The organism is Rhodococcus sovatensis (genome assembly GCF_037327425.1).
Taxonomy (GTDB): domain Bacteria; phylum Actinomycetota; class Actinomycetes; order Mycobacteriales; family Mycobacteriaceae; genus Rhodococcoides; species Rhodococcoides sovatense.
This window is the reverse complement of record NZ_CP147846.1, coordinates 3,912,719-3,939,153: the sequence shown is the minus strand read 5'-3', so window position 1 is coordinate 3,939,153 and position 26,435 is coordinate 3,912,719. Positions and strand designations below refer to the sequence as shown.

29 protein-coding genes and 1 riboswitch are annotated in these 26,435 nt (G+C 63.7%); of the genes, 19 read left to right on the top strand and 10 right to left on the bottom strand.

What is annotated here, in order from left to right; all coding sequences use genetic code 11:
* Positions 1-68: 68 nt before the first annotated feature.
* The gene (locus tag WDS16_RS18265; protein WP_338886610.1) at positions 69-1,010 is read left to right on the top strand and encodes an NADP-dependent oxidoreductase; all 942 of its coding nucleotides are present in this window, start codon (positions 69-71) and stop codon (positions 1,008-1,010) included.
* 36 nt (positions 1,011-1,046) lie between these two features.
* On the opposite strand, the gene WDS16_RS18260 is transcribed toward WDS16_RS18265, so the two are convergent.
* Entirely contained in the window at positions 1,047-1,253 is a 207-nt protein-coding gene (locus WDS16_RS18260) for a dodecin (RefSeq protein ID WP_338886609.1), read from the bottom strand.
* A 134-nt stretch (positions 1,254-1,387) separates the two neighbouring features.
* On the opposite strand from WDS16_RS18260, the gene WDS16_RS18255 reads away from it, so the two are divergent.
* The 3 genes from WDS16_RS18255 to fgd all read left to right on the top strand — a co-directional run bounded on the left by WDS16_RS18255 (position 1,388) and on the right by fgd (position 3,561).
* Positions 1,388-2,116, top strand: a complete 729-nt coding sequence (locus tag WDS16_RS18255) for a GNAT family N-acetyltransferase (RefSeq protein ID WP_338886608.1) — start codon at positions 1,388-1,390, stop codon at positions 2,114-2,116.
* Positions 2,117-2,123: 7 nt separating this feature from the next.
* On the top strand, positions 2,124-2,471 hold the full coding sequence (locus tag WDS16_RS18250; protein ID WP_338886607.1) for a YidH family protein: 348 nt from the start codon (positions 2,124-2,126) through the stop codon (positions 2,469-2,471).
* 76 nt (positions 2,472-2,547) lie between these two features.
* Complete coding sequence (gene fgd, locus WDS16_RS18245; RefSeq protein ID WP_338886606.1) at positions 2,548-3,561, top strand: glucose-6-phosphate dehydrogenase (coenzyme-F420); 1,014 nt, start codon at positions 2,548-2,550, stop codon at positions 3,559-3,561.
* Positions 3,562-3,761: 200 nt separating this feature from the next.
* Here the strand turns inward: fgd and WDS16_RS18240 are convergent, their stop codons facing one another.
* On the bottom strand, positions 3,762-4,271 hold the full coding sequence (locus tag WDS16_RS18240) for a nitroreductase/quinone reductase family protein (RefSeq protein WP_338886605.1): 510 nt from the start codon (positions 4,269-4,271) through the stop codon (positions 3,762-3,764).
* Positions 4,272-4,331: 60 nt separating this feature from the next.
* Between WDS16_RS18240 and pta the strand changes: the two genes are divergently transcribed.
* Together pta and WDS16_RS18230 are read left to right on the top strand one after the other, a co-directional pair.
* A complete protein-coding gene (gene pta, locus WDS16_RS18235; protein ID WP_338886604.1) occupies positions 4,332-6,419 on the top strand; it encodes a phosphate acetyltransferase in 2,088 nt (695 codons plus the stop codon).
* Positions 6,416-7,591 carry an acetate kinase gene (locus WDS16_RS18230; RefSeq protein ID WP_338886603.1) on the top strand — a complete coding sequence of 392 codons (1,176 nt, stop codon included), beginning with the start codon at positions 6,416-6,418 and terminating at the stop codon, positions 7,589-7,591. The genes pta and WDS16_RS18230 overlap by 4 nt, the downstream gene beginning before the upstream one ends.
* Positions 7,592-7,599: 8 nt before the next feature.
* Here the strand turns inward: WDS16_RS18230 and WDS16_RS18225 are convergent, their stop codons facing one another.
* The 3 genes from WDS16_RS18225 to WDS16_RS18215 are packed head-to-tail and all read right to left on the bottom strand — an operon-like array spanning position 7,600 to position 12,207.
* On the bottom strand, positions 7,600-9,912 hold the full coding sequence (locus WDS16_RS18225; protein WP_338886602.1) for a serine/threonine-protein kinase: 2,313 nt from the start codon (positions 9,910-9,912) through the stop codon (positions 7,600-7,602).
* A 10-nt stretch (positions 9,913-9,922) separates the two neighbouring features.
* Entirely contained in the window at positions 9,923-10,906 is a 984-nt protein-coding gene (locus tag WDS16_RS18220; protein ID WP_338886601.1) for a glutamate ABC transporter substrate-binding protein, read from the bottom strand.
* Positions 10,903-12,207 (bottom strand): hypothetical protein, encoded by a 1,305-nt coding sequence (locus WDS16_RS18215; protein WP_338886600.1) that lies wholly within the window; start codon positions 12,205-12,207, stop codon positions 10,903-10,905. Before WDS16_RS18215 ends, WDS16_RS18220 begins: the two co-directional genes overlap by 4 nt.
* A gap of 84 nt (positions 12,208-12,291) precedes the next feature.
* Between WDS16_RS18215 and WDS16_RS18210 the strand changes: the two genes are divergently transcribed.
* Positions 12,292-13,131, top strand: a complete 840-nt coding sequence (locus tag WDS16_RS18210) for an NUDIX hydrolase (protein WP_338886599.1) — start codon at positions 12,292-12,294, stop codon at positions 13,129-13,131.
* On the opposite strand, the gene thiE is transcribed toward WDS16_RS18210, so the two are convergent.
* Positions 13,128-13,823: a thiamine phosphate synthase gene (thiE, locus tag WDS16_RS18205; protein WP_338886598.1), complete on the bottom strand. Its 696-nt coding sequence runs from the start codon at positions 13,821-13,823 to the stop codon at positions 13,128-13,130. The genes WDS16_RS18210 and thiE overlap by 4 nt on opposite strands.
* 25 nt (positions 13,824-13,848) lie before the next feature.
* A riboswitch (TPP riboswitch) is annotated at positions 13,849-13,960 on the top strand.
* Between thiE and thiO the strand changes: the two genes are divergently transcribed.
* The 7 genes from thiO (at position 13,960) to WDS16_RS18170 (ending at position 20,265) form a co-directional block, all read left to right on the top strand.
* Positions 13,960-15,018 (top strand): glycine oxidase ThiO, encoded by a 1,059-nt coding sequence (gene thiO, locus WDS16_RS18200; protein WP_338886597.1) that lies wholly within the window; start codon positions 13,960-13,962, stop codon positions 15,016-15,018. Its footprint overlaps the riboswitch before it by 1 nt.
* A 7-nt stretch (positions 15,019-15,025) precedes the next feature.
* Complete coding sequence (gene thiS / locus WDS16_RS18195; protein ID WP_338886596.1) at positions 15,026-15,223, top strand: sulfur carrier protein ThiS; 198 nt, start codon at positions 15,026-15,028, stop codon at positions 15,221-15,223.
* 4 nt (positions 15,224-15,227) lie between these two features.
* Entirely contained in the window at positions 15,228-15,983 is a 756-nt protein-coding gene (locus WDS16_RS18190; RefSeq protein WP_338886595.1) for a thiazole synthase, read from the top strand.
* Between the two features lie 160 nt (positions 15,984-16,143).
* A complete protein-coding gene (locus tag WDS16_RS18185; RefSeq protein WP_338886594.1) occupies positions 16,144-17,088 on the top strand; it encodes an ATP-binding cassette domain-containing protein in 945 nt (314 codons plus the stop codon).
* Positions 17,088-17,885: an ABC transporter permease gene (locus tag WDS16_RS18180; RefSeq protein WP_338886593.1), complete on the top strand. Its 798-nt coding sequence runs from the start codon at positions 17,088-17,090 to the stop codon at positions 17,883-17,885. The genes WDS16_RS18185 and WDS16_RS18180 overlap by 1 nt, the downstream gene beginning before the upstream one ends.
* 24 nt (positions 17,886-17,909) lie before the next feature.
* Positions 17,910-19,400 carry a M28 family peptidase gene (locus WDS16_RS18175; RefSeq protein ID WP_338886592.1) on the top strand — a complete coding sequence of 497 codons (1,491 nt, stop codon included), beginning with the start codon at positions 17,910-17,912 and terminating at the stop codon, positions 19,398-19,400.
* Between the two features lie 31 nt (positions 19,401-19,431).
* Positions 19,432-20,265: an adenylate/guanylate cyclase domain-containing protein gene (locus WDS16_RS18170; RefSeq protein WP_338886591.1), complete on the top strand. Its 834-nt coding sequence runs from the start codon at positions 19,432-19,434 to the stop codon at positions 20,263-20,265.
* Here the strand turns inward: WDS16_RS18170 and thiD are convergent.
* The gene (gene thiD, locus WDS16_RS18165; protein WP_338886590.1) at positions 20,255-21,097 is read right to left on the bottom strand and encodes a bifunctional hydroxymethylpyrimidine kinase/phosphomethylpyrimidine kinase; all 843 of its coding nucleotides are present in this window, start codon (positions 21,095-21,097) and stop codon (positions 20,255-20,257) included. The genes WDS16_RS18170 and thiD overlap by 11 nt on opposite strands.
* A gap of 264 nt (positions 21,098-21,361) precedes the next feature.
* On the opposite strand from thiD, the gene WDS16_RS18160 reads away from it, so the two are divergent.
* From WDS16_RS18160 to WDS16_RS18150, 3 genes are all read left to right on the top strand, one after another.
* Complete coding sequence (locus WDS16_RS18160) at positions 21,362-21,685, top strand: GNAT family N-acetyltransferase (RefSeq protein WP_338886589.1); 324 nt, start codon at positions 21,362-21,364, stop codon at positions 21,683-21,685.
* Between the two features lie 107 nt (positions 21,686-21,792).
* Entirely contained in the window at positions 21,793-22,119 is a 327-nt protein-coding gene (locus WDS16_RS18155; protein ID WP_338886588.1) for a GNAT family N-acetyltransferase, read from the top strand.
* A gap of 110 nt (positions 22,120-22,229) precedes the next feature.
* The gene (locus WDS16_RS18150; protein WP_338886587.1) at positions 22,230-22,829 is read left to right on the top strand and encodes a hypothetical protein; all 600 of its coding nucleotides are present in this window, start codon (positions 22,230-22,232) and stop codon (positions 22,827-22,829) included.
* On the opposite strand, the gene WDS16_RS18145 is transcribed toward WDS16_RS18150, so the two are convergent.
* The 3 genes from WDS16_RS18145 to WDS16_RS18135 form a co-directional block, all read right to left on the bottom strand.
* On the bottom strand, positions 22,799-23,599 hold the full coding sequence (locus tag WDS16_RS18145) for an exodeoxyribonuclease III (RefSeq protein ID WP_338886586.1): 801 nt from the start codon (positions 23,597-23,599) through the stop codon (positions 22,799-22,801). The two genes, WDS16_RS18150 and WDS16_RS18145, sit on opposite strands and share 31 nt — an antisense overlap.
* Positions 23,600-23,678: 79 nt before the next feature.
* Positions 23,679-24,623, bottom strand: coding sequence for an N-acetylglutamate synthase, CG3035 family (locus tag WDS16_RS18140; protein ID WP_422395686.1), 945 nt, complete (start codon positions 24,621-24,623; stop codon positions 23,679-23,681).
* On the bottom strand, positions 24,624-25,217 hold the full coding sequence (locus tag WDS16_RS18135; protein ID WP_338886585.1) for a peptide deformylase: 594 nt from the start codon (positions 25,215-25,217) through the stop codon (positions 24,624-24,626).
* 294 nt (positions 25,218-25,511) lie between these two features.
* Between WDS16_RS18135 and WDS16_RS18130 the strand changes: the two genes are divergently transcribed.
* Both WDS16_RS18130 and WDS16_RS18125 read left to right on the top strand, forming a co-directional pair.
* Positions 25,512-25,841 carry a DUF3263 domain-containing protein gene (locus WDS16_RS18130; RefSeq protein WP_068380227.1) on the top strand — a complete coding sequence of 110 codons (330 nt, stop codon included), beginning with the start codon at positions 25,512-25,514 and terminating at the stop codon, positions 25,839-25,841.
* Between the two features lie 55 nt (positions 25,842-25,896).
* Positions 25,897-26,418 (top strand): LytR C-terminal domain-containing protein, encoded by a 522-nt coding sequence (locus WDS16_RS18125; RefSeq protein ID WP_338886584.1) that lies wholly within the window; start codon positions 25,897-25,899, stop codon positions 26,416-26,418.
* Positions 26,419-26,435: the final 17 nt, after the last annotated feature.

Genomic DNA, 26,435 nt, shown 5'->3' with positions numbered 1-26,435 from the left:
CCTCGAACCTCGCAGGATTCGAGAGCCACTTCGGGAACAATCCGCGCCGCGGGAAAGTTGGTCGGAGCATGACGCGAGTGGCGGTAGCAACAGCATTCGGTGGACCGGAAGTCGTACGCATCGTGGACGAGGCTGTCGCCGCACCCGCGGCAGGTCAGGTACTCGTCGAGGTCAAGGCGATCGGCGTGAACCCGTTCGACTACAAGTCGTACAGCGGGGCATTCGGGACGGATCCTTCGACTCTTCCCCTGCACCTCGGTAGCGAGGCAAGTGGTGTCGTGGTCGCGGTGGGGAACAACTCGTCAGGTCCGGGTGGTCCTGTTTCCGTGGGCGACGAGGTAATCGTGTCGGGCGCGCAAGGGACGTACGCCGAAAAGCTCTTGGTACCGGCCGAAGCCGTACTGCCGAAGCCGAAGACACTGAATTGGGAAGTTGCAGCCGGTCTGCTCGCGGTAGCGGGCACCGCGTTCGACACCCTCGAAGTGACCGGCGTATCGGAGGGGGACACCGTGCTCGTGCACGGTGCAGCGGGTGGTGTCGGATCGATGGTCGTTCAACAAGCGAAGGCGCGCGGAGCCCGCGTCATCGGCACTGCGCGTGCCGTCAACCATGATGCGCTGCGCGCCTACGGTGCGGAGCCGGTCGAATACGGCGACGGTCTGCTGGATCGAATCCACGAGATCGCGCCCAGCGGTATCGACGTCGCCATCGACACCGCGGGCACGGACGAGGCGGTGGACGTGTCGTTGGCATTGGTCGCCGACAAGAAGCGCATCGTCACTATCGCGGCGATGGGGCGCGCTACCGAGGACGGCTTCGTGTCGGTCGGGGGTGGGGACGGAGAAAGCGCGAAGCGGCGCAAGGCGGCTCGCCTCGATTTGGTGAACTTGGCTGGCGCAGGCGAATTGACGGTTCAGATCGCCAAGACCTTTCCGCTCGACCAGGCAGCCGAGGCGCACCAGGCACTGAAATCGGAGCACCCGCGCGGAAAGTTCATTCTGATCCCTTGACCGGCATCAGTAGTGGGACACGTCGAAACTACCTCGTCACTCCAGCTTGAAGCCGACCTTCACCGTAACCTGAAAGTGCGCGATAGCACCGTTTTCGATGTGGCCCCGGGTCTCGACGACCTCGAACCAGTCCAGGTTCTTCAGCGTGGCGTTCGCGCGTGCGATTGCCTTGCGCACGGCATCGTCGCTGCTCTCGCTCGAGGTTCCGACGATCTCGGTGACGCGGTAGACGTTGTCGCTCATGTGACGATGCTCCTGCTCGGTCGGTGGTCATCAGTCGTGCACGTCCATGCTTCTATGGATTCCTCGGATTCGAGGCATATTCGCGAGGCAGCTGCATGCTGATTCGCGCGGAATACGACAATGAGAGGCGGACGGTGAGTACGCAGTCCATCGGCGAACCCGACATCCACCCACTCGACGACCCCATCCGGGGGTCGCTGCGGGGAGCACACTCGCGGTTCGCGCAGACCGTCGGCAAGACCTCGCGCTTCGATCCGGAAATTTCACCGTTTCTCGGCCACCCGCCCGTCATCGAGGACGCGGACTTCGATGACATCGTGGAACTTTTCGGTCCCGGTCAAGTGGTCTCCCTGCGCGGCGTCGACCATCGTGTTCCCGCGCACTGGCACATCGTCGATCGATTCGAACTGGTACAGCTCGTCGGTCACCACCTCGATACTCGACCGCACCCCGATGCAGTCGTACTCGGGGCGTCGGACGTCCCTGACATGCTCGAACTCGTCAGGCAGACCAAACCCGGCCCGTTCCTGTCGCGTACCCACGAGCTCGGCACGTACCTCGGCATCAGGGAGGGTGGCAGGCTCGCCGCGATGGCCGGTGAACGGATGCGTCCGACCGGCTGGACCGAGATCAGCGCCGTGTGCACCGACCCTGCCTATCGGGGGAGGGGGCTGGCAACCGAGCTCGTTCGGGCCGTCGGCCACGGTATCCGCGAACGCGGGGAAACACCGTTTCTGCACGCGTCGGCCTCGAACGAAAGCGCCATCCGCCTGTATTTGTCGATTGGATTCGAGCTTCGCGAGAGGTCGCTGCTGACGCTGGTGCGCACGCCCACGAGCAGTCTCGACGGTGGACCGGCATGATGGAGTGGTGGCCGACTCACCGGAAACCCGTCCCGACGAGCGCTTCACCCTCGCCAGCGAACGGACGTTTCTCGCGTGGATGCGCACGTCGTTGGGACTGCTCGCCGGCGGCATAGCCGTCGTACATCTTGTTCCCGACTTCAGCACTGGATGGGTCAGGACGACGCTCGGTCTCGTGTTGATCGTGATGGCGGCATCCGCATCGATGGTCGGGCTTCGGAGATGGCTGCAGGTTCGTAAAGCCCTCGAAACCGGTGCACCGATGCCCGAGGCCAAAGACCTCTGGATCTTCGCTGTCGGGATCGGAGCCATCGCTGTGCTGGCGGCCGTAGTCACGGTATTGGGAATCAAGTAGTCGGTCCAGTGTGTCGGGCATCTCGACGCAGAGTGCACAATCGGAACACTTAGCGGTCTTAGAGAGGAAGCAGCGCGTGGCGAAGGCTTTGAAACTCGGATACAAGGCGTCGGCGGAACAGTTCGGTCCGCGGGAGCTCGTCGAACTCGGCGTTCTCGCAGAGCAGCACGGAATGGACTCCGCGACGGTCAGCGACCACTTCCAGCCGTGGCGACACGAAGGTGGGCATGCACCGTTCTCGCTGGCATGGATGACGGCGGTCGGCGAGCGAACCAACACGATCCAGCTCGGCACCTCGGTGTTGACGCCGACGTTCCGCTACAACCCCGCGGTCATCGCACAAGCCTTCGCGACGATGGGCTGCCTGTACCCGGGGCGGATCATGCTCGGCGTCGGCACCGGTGAAGCTCTCAACGAAATCGCGACCGGATTCACCGGCGAATGGCCCGAGTTCAAGGAACGCTTCGCACGGCTGCGCGAGTCCGTTCGGCTGATGCGCGAACTGTGGCTCGGAGACCGCGTCGACTTCGACGGCGACTACTACACCACCAAGGGCGCGTCGATCTACGACGTTCCCGAGGGCGGTATTCCGGTCTACATCGCGGCCGGCGGGCCTGTAGTGGCGCGGTACGCAGGGCGCGCAGGTGACGGATTCATCTGTACCTCCGGCAAAGGCATGGAGCTCTACACCGACAAGCTGCTTCCCGCCGTCGAAGAAGGCGCAGGCAAGGCCGAGCGCGACTCCGGCGAGATCGACAAGATGATCGAAATCAAGATCTCGTACGACACCGACCCCGACCTGGCGTTGGAGAACACTCGCTTCTGGGCACCGCTGTCGTTGACGCCGGAGCAGAAGCACTCCATCGAGGATCCGATCGAAATGGAGAAGGCTGCCGACGAACTGCCGATCGAGCAGGTCGCCAAGCGCTGGATCGTCGCCTCCGACCCAGACGAGGCCGTCGGACTCGTCAAGCAGTACACCGACGCGGGCCTGAACCACCTCGTCTTCCACGCCCCGGGCCACGACCAGAAGCGGTTCCTCGAACTCTTCGAGCGTGATTTGGCGCCGAGGCTCCGCGCGCTCGGCTGAGTTCAAGTAGTTCGCAGGCACCACACCGCTTGAAAGGTCCATTCATACGTCTATGGCGTATGAATGGACCTTTCAAGCGATGGTGGCCGGGCAGTCGGACCGCTTGAACGGACCTTTGCAGCTATCTGATCGTATGAATGGACCATTCAAGCGATGGTGGACGGGTCAAGCCGCGGACCATTCAAGCGATGGTCGACGGCTCAGCCCGCAGCCAGTGCGAACATCCTCATGTCCCGGTCGGTGCGATTCTTGTACTCTCCGTACACGCGGACCATGTCGTTGAAGGCGTCGTAGATTCTCGCTTTCTCGGCGCCGGTGACGGGTGTTGCCGTGACCGGGATTTTCTTGCCCCCGATGGCGACGGTTGCCCGGGGGTCGGCGAGCAGATTCGACGTCCACGCCGGATGGTGCTGCTGCCCGAAGTTGCTGCCGACGACGAAGAGTCGATCACCCTCGCGGTAGTACAGCAGCGGTGACGTCCGGGGCTCGCCGGACTTGCGGCCCGTCGTGGTCAAGAGCACGACCGGCGCGGCGATGGGACCGAGAACGGTGAACCGCCCGTTCGTGCGTTCGAGCAGCGCTCTGTCGACGCCCGCCAAATTTCTGATCACCCACGAACCGGGCTTGGTGGCCGCGAACGCAATCGCGGGCTTACGGATGAAGCTGGTCTCGCTGCCCCAACGGACGTCGGGAAACGGTGATTCGGCCATGACCGATCTGACTCCCGCAGGTCACGTTCTGTCAACTACCGACCCGCTACGCTGGCGGGCATGGCCGAGCCAGCATCGAGCATCTATATCGCCTCACCCGAGGGTGACACCGGGAAATCGACCATCGCATTGGGTGTGCTGCAGATGTTGTGTGCCTCCGCTGCCCGCGTCGGGGTGTTCCGTCCCATCGCGCGGTCGACGACGGAGACCGACTACATTCTCGAACTCCTCATCGACCACACGACGGCGGATCTGTCGTACGAGCAGTCGCTCGGTGTCTCGTACGAGGCGGTCCATTCGGATCCTGATGCCGCGCTCGGGGACATCGTCGCCAAATTCCACGATGTCGCGGCCCAGTGTGACGCCGTGGTCATCGTCGGCAGCGACTACACCGACGTCGGCAGTCCCAGCGAACTGAGCTTCAACGCGCGTATCGCGGCGAACCTCGGCGCCCCGGTCCTTCTCGCGTTGAGTGGATCGGAGAGGACGACGGAAGAGATCGTGCAGTTGGGGCAGCTGTGTCAGGCCGAGCTCCGCCAGCATCACGCGCACCTCGTCGCGGTCGTCGCGAACCGCTGTGATCCGGACAAGCTCGACGAGATCACCTCCGCGCTCGAACCTCTCGGTGTACCCGCGTGGAGTCTGCCCGAGATCCCGCTCCTCATCGCACCGACGATGTCCGAGCTGCTCGACGCTGTGGACGGGAAGATGTACAGCGGTGACTCCGAGCTGATGCAGCGCGAGGCACTGCGCGTCATGGTGGGCGGTATGACGGCCGAGCACATCCTCGAGCGCCTCACCGAAGGCGTCGTCGTCATCGCACCGGCGGACAGGTCCGACGTCCTCCTCGCTCTCGTCAATGCTCATGAGGCCGAAGGGTTTCCATCGCTGGCGGGAATCGTCATGAACGGTGGGATAGAGCCGCACCCGGCCATCGCGCGGCTGGTCGCAGGTCTCGGTCCGCGCCTCCCGATCCTGACGACCGACCTCGGCACCTTCGATACCGCATCCGCCGCCGCCAAGGTACGAGGCCGTGTGGCGGTAGGTTCGCAGCGCAAGGTCGACACCGCGTTGAGCTTGATGGAGCAACGAGTCGACGCGCGCACCTTGCTCGACCGGCTCGAACTGAGCATCCCGTCGATCACGACTCCGCAGATGTTCGAGTACCAGCTCATTCACCGGGCGCGGGCACATCAGAAGCACATCGTTCTGCCCGAGGGCGGCGACGACAGGATCCTCCGAGCAGCCGGCCGATTGCTGCAGCGGCAGGTAGCCAAGCTGACAATTCTGGGCGAAGAGGGTCCGATCCGTAGGCGAGCCGCCGAGCTGGGCGTCGACCTCGACGCAGCGCAGGTGCTCGACCCCAAGACCTCCGAATACGCCGAGGACTTCGCGGCCGAGTACACCGAGCTGCGCAAGCACAAGGGCATGCGCATCGAGCGTGCCCGCGAGATCATGACCGACATCTCGTACTTCGGAACCATGATGGTGTACAAGGGAATCGCCGACGGGATGGTCTCCGGCGCCGCCCACACCACCGCCCACACCATCCGACCATCCTTCGAGATCATCAAGACAGCCGACGGTGTCAACACCGTGTCCAGTATCTTCCTGATGTGTCTGTCGGATCGTGTTCTTGCGTACGGTGATTGCGCGATCGTGCCCGACCCGTCGGCGGAACAACTGGCCGACATCGCGATATCATCGGCTGTCACATCGGCGCAGTTCGGTATCGAACCACGTATCGCGATGCTGTCCTACTCCACCGGGGACTCCGGCAGCGGCGCAGACGTCGACAAAGTCCGCGAGGCCACTCGTCTTGTCCGCGAGCGCAACCCGGAGTTGCTCGTGGAGGGTCCCATTCAGTACGACGCCGCGATCGAGCCCTCGGTCGCGAAGTCGAAGCTCCCGGATTCCGACGTGGCCGGGCGGGCGACAGTGTTCATCTTCCCCGACCTCAACACCGGAAACAACACCTACAAGGCCGTCCAACGCAGCGCCGGAGCAGTCGCGGTCGGCCCGGTTCTGCAAGGTCTTCGCAAGCCGGTGAACGATCTCTCCAGAGGGGCACTCGTCGAAGATATCGTCAACACCGTTGCCATCACGGCAATCCAGGCTCAGGGAATCGAAGAGGGGAACCAAGCGTGAGCGTTCTCGTCGTAAATTCCGGCTCGTCCTCGGTCAAGTTTCAGTTGGTCGACCCGGTATCGGGGGAATCGTTGGCGTCGGGACTCGTCGAGCAGATCGGTGAGTCCGAGGGGCGCGTCGTACTCGAATACGGGGGATCCGAAATCGAGAATCGCCGTGAGATTCCCGATCACGGCGTTGGACTCGCGGTGGCCTTCGAGATGCTGGAGGCGTCCGGTGTCGAACTGCGCTCGGAGGTGACCGCGGTCGGACACCGCGTCGTGCACGGGGGAGAGGTCTTTTACCGGCCGACGCTCATCGACGACGATGTGCTGCAGCAGATCTCCGATCTCAGTGCTCTTGCGCCCCTGCATAATCCGCCGAACGTGCTCGGGATCGAAGTGGCCAGAGAGCAACTTCCCGACGTGTCACACGTTGCAGTATTCGACACAGCGTTCTTTCACGGACTCCCCGCTGCCGCGGCGACGTACGCCATCGATCGTGACGTCGCAAAGGCGCACGGTATTCGCAGGTATGGCTTCCATGGAACGTCCCACGAGTATGTGTCGCAGCAGGTTACGCGCTTTCTCGGGCGCGAGGGTCTGAACCAGATCGTGTTGCACCTCGGTAATGGGGCATCCGCGTCCGCCATCCGCTCCGGCGTTCCGATCGACACCTCGATGGGGCTGACCCCGCTGGAGGGTCTGGTGATGGGAACCCGCAGTGGCGACATCGACCCCGGAGTCGTCATGCACCTGAAACGTAGCGCGGGCATGGATGTGGATGCCATCGATCAATTGCTCAACCGAGCGTCCGGGCTCAAAGGTCTCGCTGGAGTCAACGACTTTCGTGTACTCGGCCGCAACATAGAGAACGGCGACGCCGACGCAAAACTGGCCTACGACGTCTACATCCACCGACTGCGCAAATACATCGGCTCCTACATGGTGCTGCTCGGTCGGCTCGATACCATCACCTTCACCGCTGGCGTCGGTGAGAACGCCGCAGGTGTTCGAGCGGACGCTCTCGCGAACCTCGAAGGGTTCGGTATCGAGGTCGACGCCGAGCGAAATGCTGTGCGCAGCAGAGAACCTCGAATCGTGTCGACCGATGCGTCGACCGTGACAGTGCTCGTGGTTCCCACCAACGAGGAACTGGCAATCGCACAGGCCACCGAGCAGGTAACTCTGTAGCAGGTGGCTCAGAACAGCGATTGAGGCCTGATCGCATTCGCCAGATCGACGAGGGTGTACCGGTGCGCGCGGTCGGTTGCGTTACGTGCCAACGCCCGAAGGCCAGCCTCGGTGCCGGTACGCAAACCGGTCTCGGTGAACGGCACGCCGAGGATCGGCTCGCGCTCGGCCTCCACCGCATGACCCGATCTGACCCAGTCCATTGCCATTGCCAGCACCAACGTCCGCATCTGAAGGGCGCGAGGTTCGCGGCGCGGCAACATCGCAACTCTCCGCGCAGCCTCCCTGAAGTCTTCCTCCACCAGGTCGGGTGACGGACGATCCATCAGCAACGTCAGTACGCTCGTCATCCGGGCCACGGCGTAGTGGCGCGAGCTGATGGGAACCTGATCGAGCACCGCCACCGCTGCCGTCGGATCGCTGCGGTACATCATCTGCCTGGCAAGGCCGAATGCCGAGCTCACCACCGCGCGGTTGGTGCGCCATACCGACAGGTAGTAGGACTCGGCGCAGGCCCGCCACTTCTCGCGTTCGTCCGTGTCGAGCCGCAGCGTGCCTTCCATGATCAGTTCGGCGCTCGCAGCGAGGGCGATCTTGGGTGCGAGCTCGCCTGGCATGGCGTCGAGCACCTTCTCGAAATGACTCGACGCATCACCGAACTCGTTCTTGAGCAATCCGATGAGTCCGGCGTACCACTCGACTCGCCACGGATCGGGACCGTTGGTGCGCACCTGCTTCAGGACGGACTCTGCCGTCCCGGTGTCCCCCAGATCGATGTGGGCTTTGACCTCGGCCAGCGTGATCTCCAGACCCCCGGGTGACCCGTCGGCGAACCGCTCGATTCCATTGCGCCGCGCGTGTGCAAGCGAATCCAGCGTTTGCTGCGGCTCGCTGTGCACCGCTGCTGCGAGAAGCGGCGCGCTGGGGTCGAGGGGATCGACGAGCGGTACCGGAAGAGCCGACACGACTTCTCTGGCGCTGATCCGGTCACCGCGTATCTTGCCGTCGACGTAGGTGTCGGTCCGACCGACCGATTCCTCGGTACCGAAAGTGGTACGCGGTGGACTGAATGCCGTCGACAGACCGGGGCGTTCGGTCCCGGTCTGCAGGGCGAGAATCTCGCGGAGCACACCCGTCGCCTGGCTCGCCAATACCTCGGCCGACGAAAACCTCTGTGCCGGATCGGGATTAGTAGCGCGCAGGAGAAGTCGCTTGAACGACGGGTACTTGCGGAGCAGCTCGTGGTCCTCGTCCGACGGAATGCCCGCGTCGTACTTTCCCTTTGTCGACGGCATCTCCAGAGTAAGGACCGCAAGCGTTCGGCCGGCCGTGTAGATGTCCGACGCCACCGTCGGACCCGTCTCGACGATCTCCGGTGCCTGGTATCCGGCTGTGCCGTACAGGTATCCGTAGTCCTCGATGCCCGCGACCGCCCCCAGGTCGATGAGCTTGATCTGGTCGTCGGTGACCATGATGTTCTCCGGCTTGAGGTCGTTGTAGACCAAACCGATCGAGTGCAGATACGACAGCGCAGGAAGAACTTCCAGCACGTAGGCAATGGCCTGCTCTACGGGCATCCGGGCGGACGTATCGCCTCGGGCGGACAGAATGTCCCGCAACGATCGCCCTCCGACGTACTCCATGACGATGAAACCGATCTTGGTTCCGTCGGATCGGGGCTGTTCGACGAAATTGTAGATCTTCACGACGCCCGGATGAGCCACCTCGGCGAGGAACTGACGCTCTGCGACCGCGACTGCGTGCGCCTCGTCGTCGCCGAAGTGCAACAGCCCTTTGAGGACAACCCAACGATCACTGACGTTGCGGTCGATCGCTAGATAGACCCAGCCGAGCCCACCGTGCGCGATGCAACCCTGGACCTCGTACTGTCCGACGACAAGGTCACCGGGTTCGAGGAGCGGTGTGAAGTCGAACCGCGCCCCACAGTGCGGGCAGGTTCCCGACGGATTGTCCGGCTCACCGTCGGCGCTACGACCGACCGGCGAGTTGCACTTCCAGCAGAAGCGCTTTCGAGCTGGCACAGTCGGATCGGACATGACCGCGGTAGCTGGATCGACCGGATCCACCCGCGGGATCTCCACCAAACCCGCGCCGAGGCGTCGCCTCGTGTCCGTGCGGTGTGATCGGCTCGAGCGGGTTCGCCCCGACGTCCGCGAAGAACGCACCGGGGCAGCAGCTGTGGCCTGTGTCCGAGCTGCTGCTTGGGTTCGTTCAACTGCTTGGGTTCGATCGACTGCCTGGGTCTGCTGCGACGGCGCGGTCGTCGGGCCGGTCGGTGTGTCGGAATCGCGAGTACTCATGCTGAGGCCGTCAGTCCACGTACTGGGGGAAGGGGGCACCGGGGGAGCTGCCCATTACGCTGAGCCAGCGGTCGTACAGGCGATTCCAGGTGCCGTCGCGTCGGATCCGTTCGAGCGTGCCGTTGACGAACCGGACCAAATCTTCGCTCTCCTTCTTGATTCCGACGCCGTAGGGCTCCGGGCTCAGACTGTCACCGACGATCTCCAGGTACGGATCCTGCGCGGCCAGGCCGGCCAGGATCGAGTCGTCGGTACTGATCGCGTCGACCTGCCTTTGCTGAAGCACGACGAGGCAATCAGACCACATCGGCACCGTCGTGATCTGTGCCGTCGGCACGATCCGCTGGAGCCTGCGCAGTGATGTCGTGCCGTCCACTGCGCAGACGCGCCTGTTCGCCAGGTCCGCAACACCGTTGATGCCGGAGCCTCGCACTGCGAGCACCCGATGCTGAGCCTGGAAGTACACGGTGGAGAACGACACCTCTTCCTTGCGGGCGCACGTGATGGTCATCGTCTTGACCACGACGTCCACCGTCGAATCCTGCAGTGCCTCTATACGTTCGGCAGACGTGAGGATCCTGAAGTCGACGCGTTCGGGATCACCGAAGAGGTCGCGGGCGATCTCGCGGGCGATGTCGACGTCGAATCCGACGAGCTTGCCTGTCATCGGATCGAGAAAGCTGAACAGATTGCTACCGGTATCGAGACCCACGATGAGTCTCCCTCGCTCCCGCACGGCGTCCACCGTCGGAGTCGGTGGCGCGTTCTCCGCGGCTACTCCGGCCGGCGTCGGACGAAGGCTGGCAGTGGGTCTGGCGCATTGCGCTTCGGTGGAACCAGGCTCGGGAGCATCGGTGGGCGGGCCTGCGCCGTCGGGAAGCGGTGGCTCGGTGTAGCTGACCTCGGTCTCGGGCGGAAGCGCCGGTGTTGCCACACAGCCGGTGGTGAGGATACCGACGAGGATCAGGGAGAGGAGTGCTACGAGTTTGTTCACAGGTACTCACGCAACCTAGGGATGAGACCGACGGCCACTGTCGCTGCAGCGGCGATCGTGAGAAAAATTGCGCCTGAAGACAATCCGGTCAGAGAGGTCTTGGCGCGTTCCACGTTGCCGCGGAGTTCACCGCGTGCGTTCTCGATACCGTCGATCAACATCTCGTCGAGTGCGTCGAACTGGAAGGCCGAATCCGCCACTCCGCTTCCCGTCGCAATCGTGACTGCGGTGTTGAAGTCACCCACGGCCAGTGCCCCGTCGATCCGCTCGTGAGCCATCTGCCATTTGGCGAGTGATTCGGTCATCGCCGCGTCATCTTCGAATAGTTCGCCGAGTTTCCTTGTGTTCTCGTCGAATTCGGCATCGTACTCCCGTGCACTTCCGCGGCGGACGAGGTTCAGGGTCTCGTCGGATCGGGCCTGTTGCGCGAGAATGAAGCCGGTGGTCAACTTCTGCAACGGCGCGACGCCTCGGTCGAGGGCGCGATCGGTCGCAGTTGCCGAGATCAGACCGGCCACCAACATCCACCCGAGCAGAAGCGCCACCATCGTCGACGCCGTCAGGAATCCCAGGTTCAGCGTGCGGTGCGTCCGAGCTGACAGATAGACCTGAGCCAGCACTAGCAGCGCGAGAGTCACGACGATCAGTCCGATGGCGAACACCGGCGGATTGACGAATCGCTCCTGATCGTTCGAGACGCGCGCAGCCTGCTCGGTGTACAACCGTTCGGCGCGGGGGAGGAGCGATGACTGCATCAGAGTCGACGCCTCACCCAGGTACGACGCGCCGACCGGGTTGCCGCTGCGGTTGTTGGACCGGGCCGTCTCCACCAGCCCGGTGTACACCGGCAAGGAAGACCCGATCTCGGTCAACGCGGTGCGGGCCTCGTCGTCGGTCTCGCCCAGACCGCCGGACGCGCGAATGATCTCGGCTCCCGCCTCACCGACGGCCTGAGCATAGCGATCGCGAACCTCCTGCGGTTCGAGTCCGCCGGAGATGAATGCCGTCGACGCTGCGGCGTCCGCAACCGACAGGGCCCCGTAGAGGTTCTGAGCCGAATTGGCCAGTGGCTCTGTGCGCACCAGCAACGAGTCCAAGGTTTCGGCTCGGTCGGACACCGCCCCTGCTGTCACGAAACCAGTGCCGACCGTCGCCAGCACAAGCAGCACGCCGAGAGCGATCATGCGCACCGGCGTCGACCGCGCCAGCCGTTGTAGCTCGCGTCGCGAGTCGCTTCCCGAGGCCGAAGCTGCTGTCGTGGGAGGTACGGCAGCAGTGGGTGTCGTGCCGACCACATTCACAGGTTCGAGCATATAAGTTCCGGGCCGTGACGCGTACGTGGACGCTGAAGACCCACGAAGAACGGTCCCCTAAGGTAGTGCAGTATGCGCGGCGACGGTGACGGGTGGGTAGTCGGAGAGAACGGCACGCGACACTGGGGTAAGCATGGCGCCGCAGGTCTGCTCCTTCGCGCGCCCTCGGCCGACGGCGAGCCGACGGTGCTGCTCCAACACCGAGCGCTGTGGAGTCATCAGGGTGGCACGTGGGCCCTCCCGGGCGGTGCCAAGGATTCCCACGAGAGCAGCGTCGTCGCCGCAGTCCGCGAGGCGGACGAGGAAGCCGGGATCGGTTCCGAGCGGCTGCATGTTCGAGGCGAGAAGGTCACCGCCCGGTTCTCGAGTGGGTGGTCCTACACAACGGTGTTCGCAGACGCAGAAGCGCAGCTGAACACGACACCGAACGGGGAAAGTACGGAATTACGGTGGGTCCCTGAGGTGATGGTCGATCAGCTGCCGCTTCATCCCGGTTTCGCCGCCAGCTGGCCGGCGCTACGAACAGAGCCTCTGCGGGTGCTTCTGGACACTGCGAACGTCCTGGGTTCCCGCCCAGACGGCTGGTGGAAGGACCGTAGCGGAGCGACCAAAGCACTACTGGCCTCGCTTGCCGACATCCTGCCGCGCACCGTCGAACTACCCGGTGGGAGCTTCGGGTGGTTGAAGGAAATCGAAGCGGTGCTCGAAGGCGAAGCGCGGGCTGCGCAGTTCGAGGACGTCCGTATCCCCATCTTTCACGCCTCGGCCAGCGGCGACGACGAACTCGCCCGGCGCGCCCACGAAGGTTCCGCATTGACCGCGCTCGTCACGGCGGACCGGGGACTCAGAGAACGACTGCCGACGACGGTGCATGTCCTGTCGCCGTCGACCGTGCTCGGCTGGCTGGACTAGCTTCGCGTCAGCTTCTGTGACAGTTCCTGCGCTGCGGCCTGTGGATCTCGGGCCTGCGTGATGGCACGGACCACGACGATCCGATCGGCACCTGCGGCGAGCACTTCGTCGACATTGCCTGCGTCGACGCCGCCGATGGCGAACCATGGGCGCGAGGGCGCGGATTCGGCGGTGCTGCGCAGCAGCTCGAGCCCGGCCGCCGTGCGGTTCGGCTTGGTGGGAGTCGCCCACACCGGTCCCGTCGCGAAGTAGTCGACGCCATCCTCGATGGCAGCCAGGCTCGCCTGGTTGCGATTCTGCGTCGAACGACCGATGACGACGTCGGGCCCGAGGATCTGCCGCGCGTAATGCACAGGCAGGTCGTTCTGGCCGAGATGCAGCACGTCCGCATTGGACGCCAATGCGAGATCCGCCCGATCGTTCACGGCCAACAGTGCACCGTGGCGCTTCGTCGCGGCGGACAGAACTGCCAACGCAGCTAGTTCGTCCTTGGCTTCGAGAGGACCGAACTCGCGCTCACCGGCCGAATTCTTGTCACGCAGCTGGATGATGTCGACGCCGCCGGAGAGCGCAGCCTCGGCGAACTGGGCGAGGTCGCCGAGCTCGCGCCTGGCGTCGGTGCACAGATACAGGCGGGCCGAGGTCAACCGCTCGCGCGCCGATTCGTTACGGGAGCTCTGAGTGGGATACACAGTGCAAAGGTAGTCTGTGAGCAGTTGGTCGATACACGGGAGTCCTGGGGTACGCAGGGCTGAGAGTGGGCACGCCGTCCTTACCGTCAATACCTGAACCGGATCATGCCGGCGCAGGGAGTGAGGTGGTTGTGAGATGTCCGGAACTCTGGCAGTGGTCGGCGGCGGTGTCATCGGCCTGGCGGTAGCAGTGCGGGCAGCGCGTGACGGCTGGTCGGTGCGGTTGTACGACCCGATGCTCGGCTCAGGGGCGTCGTGGGTCGCGGGCGGAATGCTAGCTCCGCTGTCGGAGGGATGGCCCGGTGAACACGAACTGCTCGCACTGGGCGCGCACTCGTTGGCGCGGTGGCCGGAGTTCGCTCGATCACTTCCCGGTGACGTGTTCTCCTCGACCGGTTCGCTCACCGTTGCACTCGATGCCGCCGACGCCGAGGATCTGCGAACCATTGCCGAATTCGTCGGGCAGCAGGGGCACGAACTCGAGATCCTCGGTCGCGCGCAGATTCGTGAACTCGAACCTTCGCTGGCCCAGAACATTCGCCTCGGGCTTCTCGCGCCCACCGAACTGGCCGTCGACAACCGGGCCCTGATGGCCGCGTTGAAGGAAGCCGCAGTTGGAGTGGAGATCATCGGCGAGGCGGTGACAGACCTGGACGCTCTGGATGCCGATCAGATCGTCGTCGCGGCCGGCGCGCAGACTGCGTCGTTGCTCCCTGCAATGCCGGTTCGCGCCGTGAAAGGCGAAATTCTCAGGCTGCGTCGACGCCCGAGCGCAGGTAGCGCCCCCACCCGCACGATTCGCGGCAGCGTTCACGGCCGCCCCATCTACCTCGTTCCGCGCGGCGATGGACTGGTCGTCGGTGCCACCCAGTACGAATCGGGCCACGACACACAGGTCACCGTCGCAGGGGTGCGTGACCTCATAGCCGACGCCGAACGACTCATGCCGAGCATCGGCGAATACGAACTGTACGAAAGCGCGGCGGGGCTGAGACCGATGAGCCCCGACGGGCTACCCGTCATCGGGCGTCTCTCCGAACGCGTCATCGTCGCATCAGGTCACGGTCGCAACGGAATCCTGTTGACGCCCATCACTGCAGACGCCGTCTCGGCGCTCCTCTGCGGCGACACACTCCCCGAAGCCAAGGCAGCAGATCCATCCCGATTCGAGCCCGTCCTTGGACCGAAAGGTTAGGAAAGAAATGATTACGGTCAATGGGAAAGAGCTGGACATCGCTGCGGACGTGACCATGCGGCAGCTTCTCTTGCAGCTGTCCATGCCCGAGCGGGGTATCGCAGTTGCCGTCGACGGAACAGTGTTGCCCAAGAGTAGATGGGACGCAACAACCGTCGAAAAGGGTTCTACCATCGAGATTCTCACGGCTGTGCAGGGTGGTTGAGCAAATGTCGGACGTATTGAAGATTGCAGACAAGGCCTTCGACTCCCGGCTCATCATGGGCACCGGGGGAGCCGCGAACCTCGCGGTGTTGGAGGACGCGCTCGTCGCGTCGGGCACCGAGCTGACCACCGTCGCGATGCGACGCGTCGACGCTGCGGGCGGTACCGGCGTGCTCGATCTGCTGCGCAAGTTGAACATCGCGCCGCTGCCGAACACTGCAGGGTGTCGAGGCGCCGCCGAAGCGGTCCTGACCGCTCAGCTGGGTCGTGAAGCTCTCGAAACGAATTGGGTGAAGCTCGAAGTCATCGCCGACGAGCGGACCCTGCTGCCCGACGCGATCGAACTGGTCAAGGCCGCAGAGCAACTGGTCGACGACGGTTTTCACGTCCTCCCGTACACCACCGATGATCCGGTGCTCGCGCTAAGGCTCGAGGACATCGGTTGCGCGGCCGTCATGCCGCTCGGTGCGCCAATCGGAACTGGTCTCGGCATTTCCAACCCGCACAACATCGAGATGATCGTCGACGCCGCGTCGGTGCCCGTCATCCTCGACGCGGGGATCGGAACCGCGAGCGATGCAGCGCTGGCCATGGAGCTGGGGTGCGATGCGGTCCTTCTCGCGACCGCTGTCACCCGCGCGAAAGATCCCGCGTTGATGGCGTCGGCGATGCGGCATGCGGTGTCGGCCGGGTACGAGGCTCGTCGAGCCGGCCGGATTCCGAAGCGGTTCTGGGCTCAGGCGAGTTCGCCTTCGGCGTAGTGGCACGGTTGAGTGCATCGGGGTGCACTCAACCGTGCCACTGGGCCGGGACGGCCCAGATCGTGCACTGGGCCGGGACGGCCCATCATCCAAAAGGATGACCAAGGTCGAGACTCGCGGGCGATGTGCTCGGCCCTGTCGGTGCGAGAGGGTTAGCGCCATGATCGAAGTGGCAGGACTGACCAAGCAATACGGAGCGGTGAAGGCTGTAGAAGACCTCACCTTCACCGTCAAGCCAGGAATTGTGACCGGCTTCCTCGGACCCAACGGTGCGGGTAAGTCGACGACCATGCGGATGATCCTCGGATTGGACCGCCCTACCAGCGGCCACGCCTTGATCGAGGGTAAGCCCTACAACCAACTCAAGCAGCCACTGCGTACCGTCGGAGCGCTTCTCGACGCCAAGTGGGTGCACCCCAACCGTTCTGCGCGAGCACATCTGGAATGGATGGCAGCGTCCAACGGGATTCCGAAGTCGCGGGTGGAGGAAGTCCTGCGCCTCGTAGGTCTGAGCGAGGTCGCCAAGAAGAACGCCGGTGGATTCTCGCTCGGTATGTCTCAGCGACTCGGACTCGCTGGCGCCCTTCTCGGAGATCCCAAAGTTCTGTTGTTCGACGAGCCGGTGAACGGCCTCGACCCCGAGGGCATCGTCTGGATTCGAAAGTTCATGCAGCGCCTCGCCGCCGAAGGTCGAACGGTGCTCGTGTCGAGCCACCTGTTGTCCGAGATGGCCCAGACCGCAGAGCATCTCGTGATCATCGGCCGCGGAAAGCTCATCTCCGACTCGTCGGTCCAGAGCTTCATCGATCACGCCTCCGAAGCGTCGGTGCGGGTTCGAAGTCCGCAGCTCGATGCGCTTCGTAGTGCACTGACTTCCGCGGGGCTCACGGTTCGCGAGCCGGGCGCCGGAAAGGAACTGCAGCCTTCGTTGGTCGTGGTCAACTCCACAACCGAAGCCATCGGTGATATCGCAGGCAGGTCCGGCATCGTCCTTCACGAATTGTCCTCGCAGCGTGGATCGTTGGAGGAAGCGTTCATGAAGCTCACCGGCGACGACGTTCAATATCACGGCGTAGAAGCCGAATCCATGGGAGGTGCACTCTGATGGGTGTATTGGCAGCAGAACGTATCAAGATCACCTCGACGAAGTCGCCGTGGTGGTGCACCATTGCCGTCGTCGTCCTCGGTCTGGGTCTGGGCGCAATCGTTGGATTCACCTCGAAGTTGAGCCTCGACTCGTACAACAACGATGTGGCAGCAGGGAATACCCCCGACTTCGATCCGTACTTGCCCACAGTGTTCGACGCAGTCGGAAGTGGCGTCGGTGGCTTCGGCGTCATGGTTCTGATGATCCTGGCGGCCCTGACGGTGACGAGCGAATACCGGTTCGGCGTCATCCGGACTACGTTCCAGGCTATTCCGAACCGCACCTCGGTGTTGGCGGTCAAAGCGCTGCTGATCGGTGTCTTCGGCTTCGTTTTGAGCTTCGTCCTCGGCCTCGGCGCGTTCTACCTCGCGAAGGCCCTCGCCGGACCGGACGCGGGAGCAATGCTGAGCTTCGATGTCGACGGAACCTGGCGGGTCATCTACGGAACCGCCATCCTCGCCTTCCTGCAGATCGTCGTTGCCGTCGGCGTCGGTGCGCTCCTCCGTCAGTCCGCAGGTGCGATTGCTCTGCTCCTCCTGTGGCCCTTGGTCGTCGAGAATCTGTTCGGACTCTTCGGATCCGTCGGCCGTGCGATTCAGCCGTTCCTCCCGTGGCTCAACGCGAGTCACTTCCTTGGATCCGACGGCGGGATCGACTTCCACTGGGGTCCGATCGGTAGCCTGATCTACTTCATCGGCTTCACCGCGATCGTGTTCGGGCTTGCGGTGTTCGTGGTCAATCGCCGAGACGCCTGACCTGGTTGCAGCTAGGGTGCTTGCATGCGAAGGATGAACCTACTTGCAAGTTTCGCAGTCGGCGCCCTGGTGCTGGCCGGTTGCTCGTCCTCTACGGATACATCCGAGGAGGCCGAGCAGCCGGCCGTTTCCGTACCGTCTCCCATTTCGACCGCGGACGGTCAAGGCTTGGCCGATGCGATCACCGAGGATGCCGTTGTAGGTCATCTCGAGGAACTCGAGCGAATTGCGTCGGAGAACAACGGAAATCGAGCGGCTGGTACCTCGGGATACGACGCCAGCGTCGACTACGTACAGAGCAAGTTGGATGCAGCGGGTTTCGAGGTAGAAACGCCGGAGTTCGAATTCGACCAGTTCGCAGCCGACACCCAATTGTTGTCCGCCGGTGATCAGCAGATTTCCGTAGCGGCACTGCAATACTCGCCGTCCACCCCGGAAGGCGGGATCACGGCGCGCGTCGTCGCCGCGCCGGCCGACGAATCACCCGGTTGTGAGGCAACGGATTACGACGGTCTCGACCTTGCGGGTGCCATCGTCGTCGTCAATCGTGGCGTATGCCCGTTCAGCGCCAAGCAGACCATCGCCGCAGACCTCGGCGCGGCAGCGGTGGTGGTGGTCAACAACCAACCCGGTCCTCTCGACGGCAGCACCCTCGGCGGGGCGGATGTCGCAAAAATTCCTACCGGCGGCGTCAGCCAGGAAGACGGACCCATCGTGGCGGCAGCACCGGAACTGACGCTGACGCTCGATACCGAAACCACGACAACCAAGAGCCGCAACATCATTGCGCAGACCAAAACCGGGGATAGGTCGAACGTTGTCGTCGCCGGTGCGCACCTCGACAGCGTCCCTGAGGGTCCGGGTATCAACGACAACGGCACTGGTACTGCAGCAATCCTGGAATCGGCGTTGCAATTGGGCGCAGAACCGGAAGTCACCAATGCAGTCCGTTTCACGTTCTGGGGGGCCGAGGAGCTTGGACTCGTAGGATCCGCTAAGTACGTCGAGGGACTGAGCGACGAGGACAAGGCGAACATCGCGCTGTACTTGAACTTCGACATGATCGGCTCGCACAACGCCGGCTACCTCGCCTACGACGGGGATGACTCCGACCAGGTAGGAGCGCCCGCCGGGCCTCCCGGATCCGACGCGATCGAGCGGGTCTTCGTTGAGCGCCTACTGCAAGAGGGCATCGCAGCCGACGGAACCGACTTCGACGGCCGCTCCGACTACGGCCCGTTCATCGAGGTCGGAATCCCCGCAGGGGGGGTCTTCACGGGCGCAGACGAGGAGAAGACACCTGAGCAGGCCGAGAAGTGGGGAGGCACAGCAGGTGAAACGTTCGACCAGAATTACCACACGGCCGAGGACACCCTGGCGAACGTCGACAGAGAGGCGCTGGCCGAGTACGCCTCGGCGGTCGGTTTCGGTATCGGCACCTATGCTCAATCGGTCGAAGGGCCCAACGGCGTTCCGGTCGGCGCTGCCCGCGCAGAGGCCCGAGCTGAGAAGTAGTTATGTGTAACCGTCGGTTACGCTCGGTTTCATGAATCCGTACGTGGCGTCGACGATCGAGTGGGTGCGCGGTGTGAATCGCAGCCCAGCGATCGTCGATGTCGTACGTCGGGTCAGGCGAGTGCTTCCCGGGGATCCGACATTCGGCGATCCGTTGTCCATGGCAGGCCCGGGTTCCGCACTGGCGGTCGCGCGCGCCGCGGACAAGTTTCTCGACGACGAGCCCGGGGCGTCTCGCGAGGTCGGACTCGGTGCGCTGCAGGTGTGGCAGGCGGTGCTCGAACGAACTGGCCGTGGTCGCGGCGAACGCGACGTCACCATCGTCTTCACCGATCTCGTCGGGTTCTCGTCGTGGTCACTCGTTGCGGGCGATGCTGACACCCTCACCTTGTTGCGCAAAGTCTCGAAGGCCGTCGAGCCGGCCGTTGCCACTTCCGGTGGCCACGTCGTCAAGCGACTGGGCGACGGCATCATGGCGGTCTTCTATCGACCGGACAAGGCCCTCGAAGCTGTGGTGAATGCGCGTGCCGCGCTCGAGGAGGTGAGTGTTAACGGCTTCACGCCGACGATGCGGGTGGGTATTCACACCGGCAGTCCTCGCCAGATCGGGTCGGATTGGCTCGGCGTCGACGTCACAGTGGCCGCACGAGTGATGCAGACCGGGGGCAATGGCAACCTGATGATCTCCCAGGTCGCGCTCGATGCACTGCCGGCTGGGACGCTGGAGTCGCTCGATCTGGCCGCGCGTCCATATCGGCGCGGCTTCTTTGCGCCGAAACTCAGCGGGGTGCCCGAGGACCTGAAGATTCTGCGCTTGGTGGCATCGCCGTCGCCTCGAGCTGAGAAGGCCCCTCCTATCGGCTGAGTCTCCACAGCGGTGAGACCGGGCCGTGCCCCGCGCCGAGGTCGTACGACGCAGCCAGGCATTCGGTGACCCAGTCCTTTCCGAACGCGACCGCGTCGGGAACCGAATACCCGTTGGCCAGGGCGCAGGTGATCGCCGCCGCCAGAGTGTCGCCGCCGCCATGATCGTTCCCGGTATCGATGCGCGGGCTCGTGAACTCGAGAATCGTGTCGCCGTCGAACAGAATGTCGGTGCTGTTGTCCGACGTCCGTAGGTGTCCGCCCTTGACCAGTGCCCACTGGGCGCCCAGAGCATGAAGGGCCTCCGCAGCCCGACGTGCAGTGGCATCGTCGATGACGTCGATTCCAGTGATCAGGCGGATTTCGTCGAGATTCGGCGTCACGATTGTCGCGATCGGAAACAGCGTGTTCCTGATGGCGTCGAGCGCTTCGGCGTGTAGGAGTGGATCGCCGTGCATCGATGCACACACAGGATCGACGACGAGGGGGATCGAGGCGTCTCTGCCGATCCCGACCTCGACGCACACCGACGTGACGGCTTCGATGATTGCGGTGGACGCGAGCATGCCGGTCTTCGATGCTCCGATTCCGATATCGCCGACGACCGTGCGTACCTGGTCGGCAACCACATGTGGCGGGATCTCATGGAATCCACTCACACCGACCGTGTTCTGCACGGTAACGGCGGCAACGGCAACGCACGCGTGGACGCCACACATCGCCATCGTTCGACTGTCGGCTTGTATTCCTGCGCCACCACCGGAGTCGGTACCGGCGATGGTGAGCGCGCGTACGGGGGTCGAGCCGTTGGGTGTCAGCGGTAGGAACTTCACGATCGTTGACAGTACCGGGAGCGGTGTAACTCACAGCGACAGATGCGCAGTCCGCTATGAATGTTGTTGCATCACAACATCGGTCGGGACCATCTGTGACGTCTACCAGTGCGAGTGTTGCAAGTACGTTTCATACCTACGCAACCGAAGGTTTGTTGGTACAAACGGGTGACAAGCTCAGTGATCGCATGTTTAATAGTGGTGCACGTCACAATTTACTAGAAATCTTCGCATCACCATCCACCTACGCAAAGGAGGTGACCCATGCTTGCCAGTACCCCCAGTGCCGATGTTTCCATCAATACCGACCAGAACCGCTTCGAGTTGAGGCTCAACGGTGATCTGGTCGGAATCGTCGGCTTCTACGAGGTCGAGGCCCCTGTCAAACGCGGTCGGACCCACGTCGTCTCGTTCATGCACACCGTCGTCACCGAGGACTTCGGGCATCAGGGCCTCGCCGCCATTCTCGTTCGCCGGTCGCTGGACAGTGCTCGGTCGTATGGATGGAAGGTGAAGCCGGTCTGCACGTACGTCCAACGATTCGTTGCTGCGAATCCGGACTATGCAGACCTCGTCGTTCCGCTCTGACGCGTCGCTCCCTCTGACGTAACGGTTGCAACTCGACGTGGCGTCGAATTGCTATCCGATTCACCGGTCGCACGGCGACCGATGCAGACCACTGTTCTCATGGTGAAATGCATCACAATAAAGTCGATCTCTCGAACCCCCCGGCGGTCGCCTCGTCGGTGCGTATCGAGGACAACGCCGCGTACAGCAGGTTCGACCTGTTCGTCGGCGATGATCTGATCGGAATTCTCGGGTACCGCGAGGCGGACAATGACTCCGTCGCGTTCATGCACACGGTCGTCAAAGAAGAATTCGGCGACCGAGGCTGGGCGGGTGTGCTCGTCCGCGGGGCTCTGAATACCGCTCGCGACCGCGCCTGGCGGATAGTCCCGGTCTGCACCTACGTGCGACGCTATCTCGCTCGAAATCTGGAGTACCTGGATCTGGTGGCGTGACGGTCGCGTTTCTCGTAGCCCCGCGAGAGCGGTGCTCTTGAACCGGCCTCCATTGTCGTGAATACTGCTCGCATGAGAGAGCGACGCTCTCGCGAGGGAGGGGTATTCGGGTGGACAGGCAACGATCGGCAGCTGCATTACTCGTGGGCGCGGGTGTCCTTTTCGCGATCTATCCGATACTGCGCCCGTACTCGTCGGAACTCGGACGAGCCGGCGCCGACGCGTTCGCGTCACCGCTGTGGATAGTCGCGCACGTCAGCGCGATGATCGGTTTCATCACACTTGTTCTTGCGCTTCGGGCGCTGAACGTCGGCACAGCCGCCGATGTGACGACGTTGATCGGCGTCGCACTGGTGTTGCCCTACTACGGCGCCGAGACGTTCGCGCTCAATGTCCTCGGCGCCGACGCGCTGGATACCGGCAACTATGGCGCGATGGACCTCGCCGAGCCCATTCGCTACGGGATGACCCAGTCGGTCATGTTCGGCGTCGGATTGGTCGCAATCGCAATCGGGGCTTTTTTAGTGGCTCGACGAGTTGCGTGTTGGCAGGGTTGGGTGTTCGCTGCCGGGTTCGTGCTGTTCCTGCCACAGTTCTTCGCTCCGCCGTGGATGCGGATCGCCCACGGGTTGCTGATCCTCGCCGGCGCTGTGCTGCTGGCCGCCCGGACGTTCGAGCGTCAGGAAATCTCGACGACGACCGGTGCGTGATCGCTCGCACCCTTGCCCTTGCGCTCGTCACGGTCGATCGATGCGCCTGACACTCGTGCGGCAAGAGCCGGGGACGCCAACGCCATATCGATGCGCAAGCCCTGCTTCTTCGGGAACCGGAGCTGGGTGTAGTCCCAGTAGGTGTAGGTCCGCGGCTCGGGCGTGAACTGACGTGTCACTTCGGTGAATCCGACCTCGCCGAATGCTTCGAACGCATCGCGTTCTGCCACCGACGTGTGAGTCTTGCCCTCGAACAGAGCCGGATCCCAGACGTCGTCGTCGGTCGGGGCGATGTTCCAGTCGCCTACCAACGCGATCTGCGCCTGTGGGTCCGACAAGAGCCAGGCCTGCGCGTCGGCCCGCAGCTTCGCCAGCCACTCGAGCTTGTACGTGTAGTGGGGATCCGCCAACTCGCGGCCGTTGGGAACGTACAGGCTCCAGATGCGGACGCCGCCGCACGTAGCTCCGATAGCGCGCGCTTCGCGAACAGCTTCGACCTCGGGGTCCTTGCTGAAGCCAGGCTGATCCTCGAAGCCGATCTGCACGTCATCGAGGCCGACCCGGGAGAGCAATGCGACACCGTTCCACTGGCTGAGGCCGACGTGGGCGACCTCGTACCCGATCTCGGTGAAACGTTCGTACGGGAACTGCGCGTCCTTGCACTTGGTCTCCTGCATAGCCAAGACGTCGACGTCGGACCGTTGCAGCCAGTCGACGATTCGATCTTGCCGAGAGCGGACGGAGTTCACATTCCAAGTAGCAAATCGCACGAGGGAGAGACTACTCGAGGTCTCCGACACGGCCCCGACCCTCCGGATCAGTGGCACGGTTGAGTGCACGCCAACGCGCTTAATCGCGCCACTGCGGCGGAGCCGCATAGCGATACCGATGATGCTCGACGAACCCGAGTTCCCGGTACATCGCGACCGCGCCCGCGTTGGCGGCCGCCACCTGGAGATATGCGTGCGTCGCGCCCTGGATTCGTCCCCATGCGACGAGCTCACCGCACATCCTGGTGCCGAGACCGTTGCGGCGATGCGCTTCGGCGACTTCCACGGCCGTCAGGCCGACCCAGCGGCGACCGTCAGGCCCGGACGTCACAGCGGCACGGCCGATCGCAAGCACGCCCAACGCTGCGCTTCCGATGCGGGCAAAGCCCGTCACACCATCGTGCACAGCCGAGATGACCTCGACAGCATCTGTGGGGAGGGGACGCCCGCGGTAGCGATACAGACCCAGCCAATCGTCGTCGGGTGCCTCGACAATCACCGACACCGTCTCCTGCGGCAGCTCGAGGCGCGAAATGTCGGCGGCCATCACCAGAGTCTCGTCACGCGTCGACCAACCAGCGGGCACCGAGCCGAGACGATCGGGAAGTAGGAGCACGGTCGGCAGTCCGCGCGAGCTGAACCACTCGGCGATCGCATCGAGATCGGCGACGGTTGCCTGCGGTTCCAGCGGTGCCGCCGAATTCGCCCGTCCGGTGAATCCGTGACCGGCGCGCATCAGCCAACCGCCGATCCACTCCTGCTCGACTCCCGGCCACCCATCAGCGGCAGCTCGTTCGAGCGACCTGATTTCGGAAGTACGAATCGGTCGAGGTCCGAGGGCCTTCAACGCGACGACTCGATCCCGAGAGATTCGCACGACGCGGCCGTCCGACGCCTTGACCGCCACCACCGAATCGTCGTAATCGATCAACGAGCCAATGACGTCGGTCATCGGATGGCTGTGACCGGGCGGCAGTCGGTACCGCATGGTGACGCGGCTACCGACCGCGACTGCGTCGGCCACTCAGTCGTCCTCGTGGCCGAACGGATCCTCCACTGTGCCGGGGATCCAGGACAGACCTGGTGTGCCCCATCCGGCGCGTTTGATGGCCTTCTTCGCGGCTCGTGCATTCCGCCCGATCAGTACGTCCACGTACAGGAATCCATCGAGATGTCCGACCTCGTGCTGCAGCATCCGCGCAAAAAAGCCCTTGCCCTCGATATCGACAGGGTCTCCGTTGGCGTCGGTGCCGGTGACCCGTGCCCAGTCGGCGCGGCCTGTCGGGTACTGCTCGCCGGGTACGGACAAGCAACCCTCGTCGTCGTCATCGGGATCGGGCATGGTCTCGGGAATCGCGGACGTCTGAAGGACCGGGTTGATCACTTCGCCTCGGCGACGGACCAACGTGCCGTCGGGCCCCTCGTCGGGGCAGTCGTAGATGAACAGCCGAAGCGGTTCGCCGACCTGATTCGCGGCAAGCCCGACACCGTTCGCGGCGGCGAGCGTCTCGTACATATTCGCGATAAGGTCGGCGAGCTCTTCGGGGGACTGAGTGACAGGTTGGGTGGGGGTGTGCAGTACCGGGTCGCCGACGATCCGGATCGGGAGAATTGCCATGGTCGACAAGAATACTGGCGTTCTGTCGAGGAGCGTGCACGCGGTGAACGCGCGCGACTCGCCGCGACTACCGTGAGCGGCCGTCCGCTCGTGCTCACCGTGGTTGAATAAGGACCGAAACACACGCGTGTAATTCGTGCCGGCTTCCCGCCTTCGGGTCCGTCGACGCGGTTCGAGGGGGGCTGACATGGCACGGGCAGCATTCAGGGCAGCAGGAACTAGGGTACGGGCAGCGGCACACGCACAGAGTAGGGATTCGCTCGGCGAGCGGATCCGAGAAGTCGAGGAGTGAGAATGGACGGCGCAGCAGCGCGTGACTCGAACCAGTCTCAGCAGTCTGACAAATCCCAGAACATCAACGAGGTCGGCGAAGACGGACTGACTCGACGCGAGCATGACATCCTGTCGTTCGAACGTCAGTGGTGGAAATACGCCGGCGCGAAGGAAGAAGCCATCAAAGAGCTCTTCTCGATGTCGGCGACACGCTATTACCAGGTCCTGAACGCTCTGGTCGATCGTCCCGAGGCTCTTGCCGCGGATCCGATGCTGGTCAAGCGGCTGCGCAGACTCCGCGCAAGTAGGCAGAAGGCTCGCGCTGCCCGGCGACTCGGCTTCGAGGTCTGAAGTAGGCATTCGGGGGGCGAGGGAGCCGGCGGCCGATCAACTAGTGTCTTCGAGTGTGAGCAGTCCCAATCCGGAATCGTCCGGCCCTCCGCTCCGCGCATTGGCAATGGTCCTCATTTCGCTCGCAATTCTGTTTGCGGCGATCGGTGCACTGTCGTTGACCGGCTCGGACGGCAGTGAAGAAGCAGCGGCACCCGATGCGACGAGCGAGGTAGCTCAGGCACCCGCGACATCGCAGGCCGCGCAAGCGCCACCCGCGTCCACCTCGGCGACATCATCTGCGCCCACGACCTCGGCCGACCCGTCGGACGTCGAGGTGCGAGTCCTCAACAACAGTGACGTATCCGGACTCGCCGCCAGCACCGCTGCGACACTCACCGCCGAAGGGTGGACGATCACCGAGACCGGCAACTACGCCGAGTCCCAGGTCGCGTCAACCACCGTCTATTACGGCACCGCTGCAGGCGCCGACGACGCAGCCCAGGAGATCGCCCAGCAGCTCGGTGCGAGAGCCGCAGCACTGCCTGCCACCATCACCGGCTTCGGCAACGGCGTGATCGTGATGGTCACCCAGTGACGGTTCTGCTCCAACAA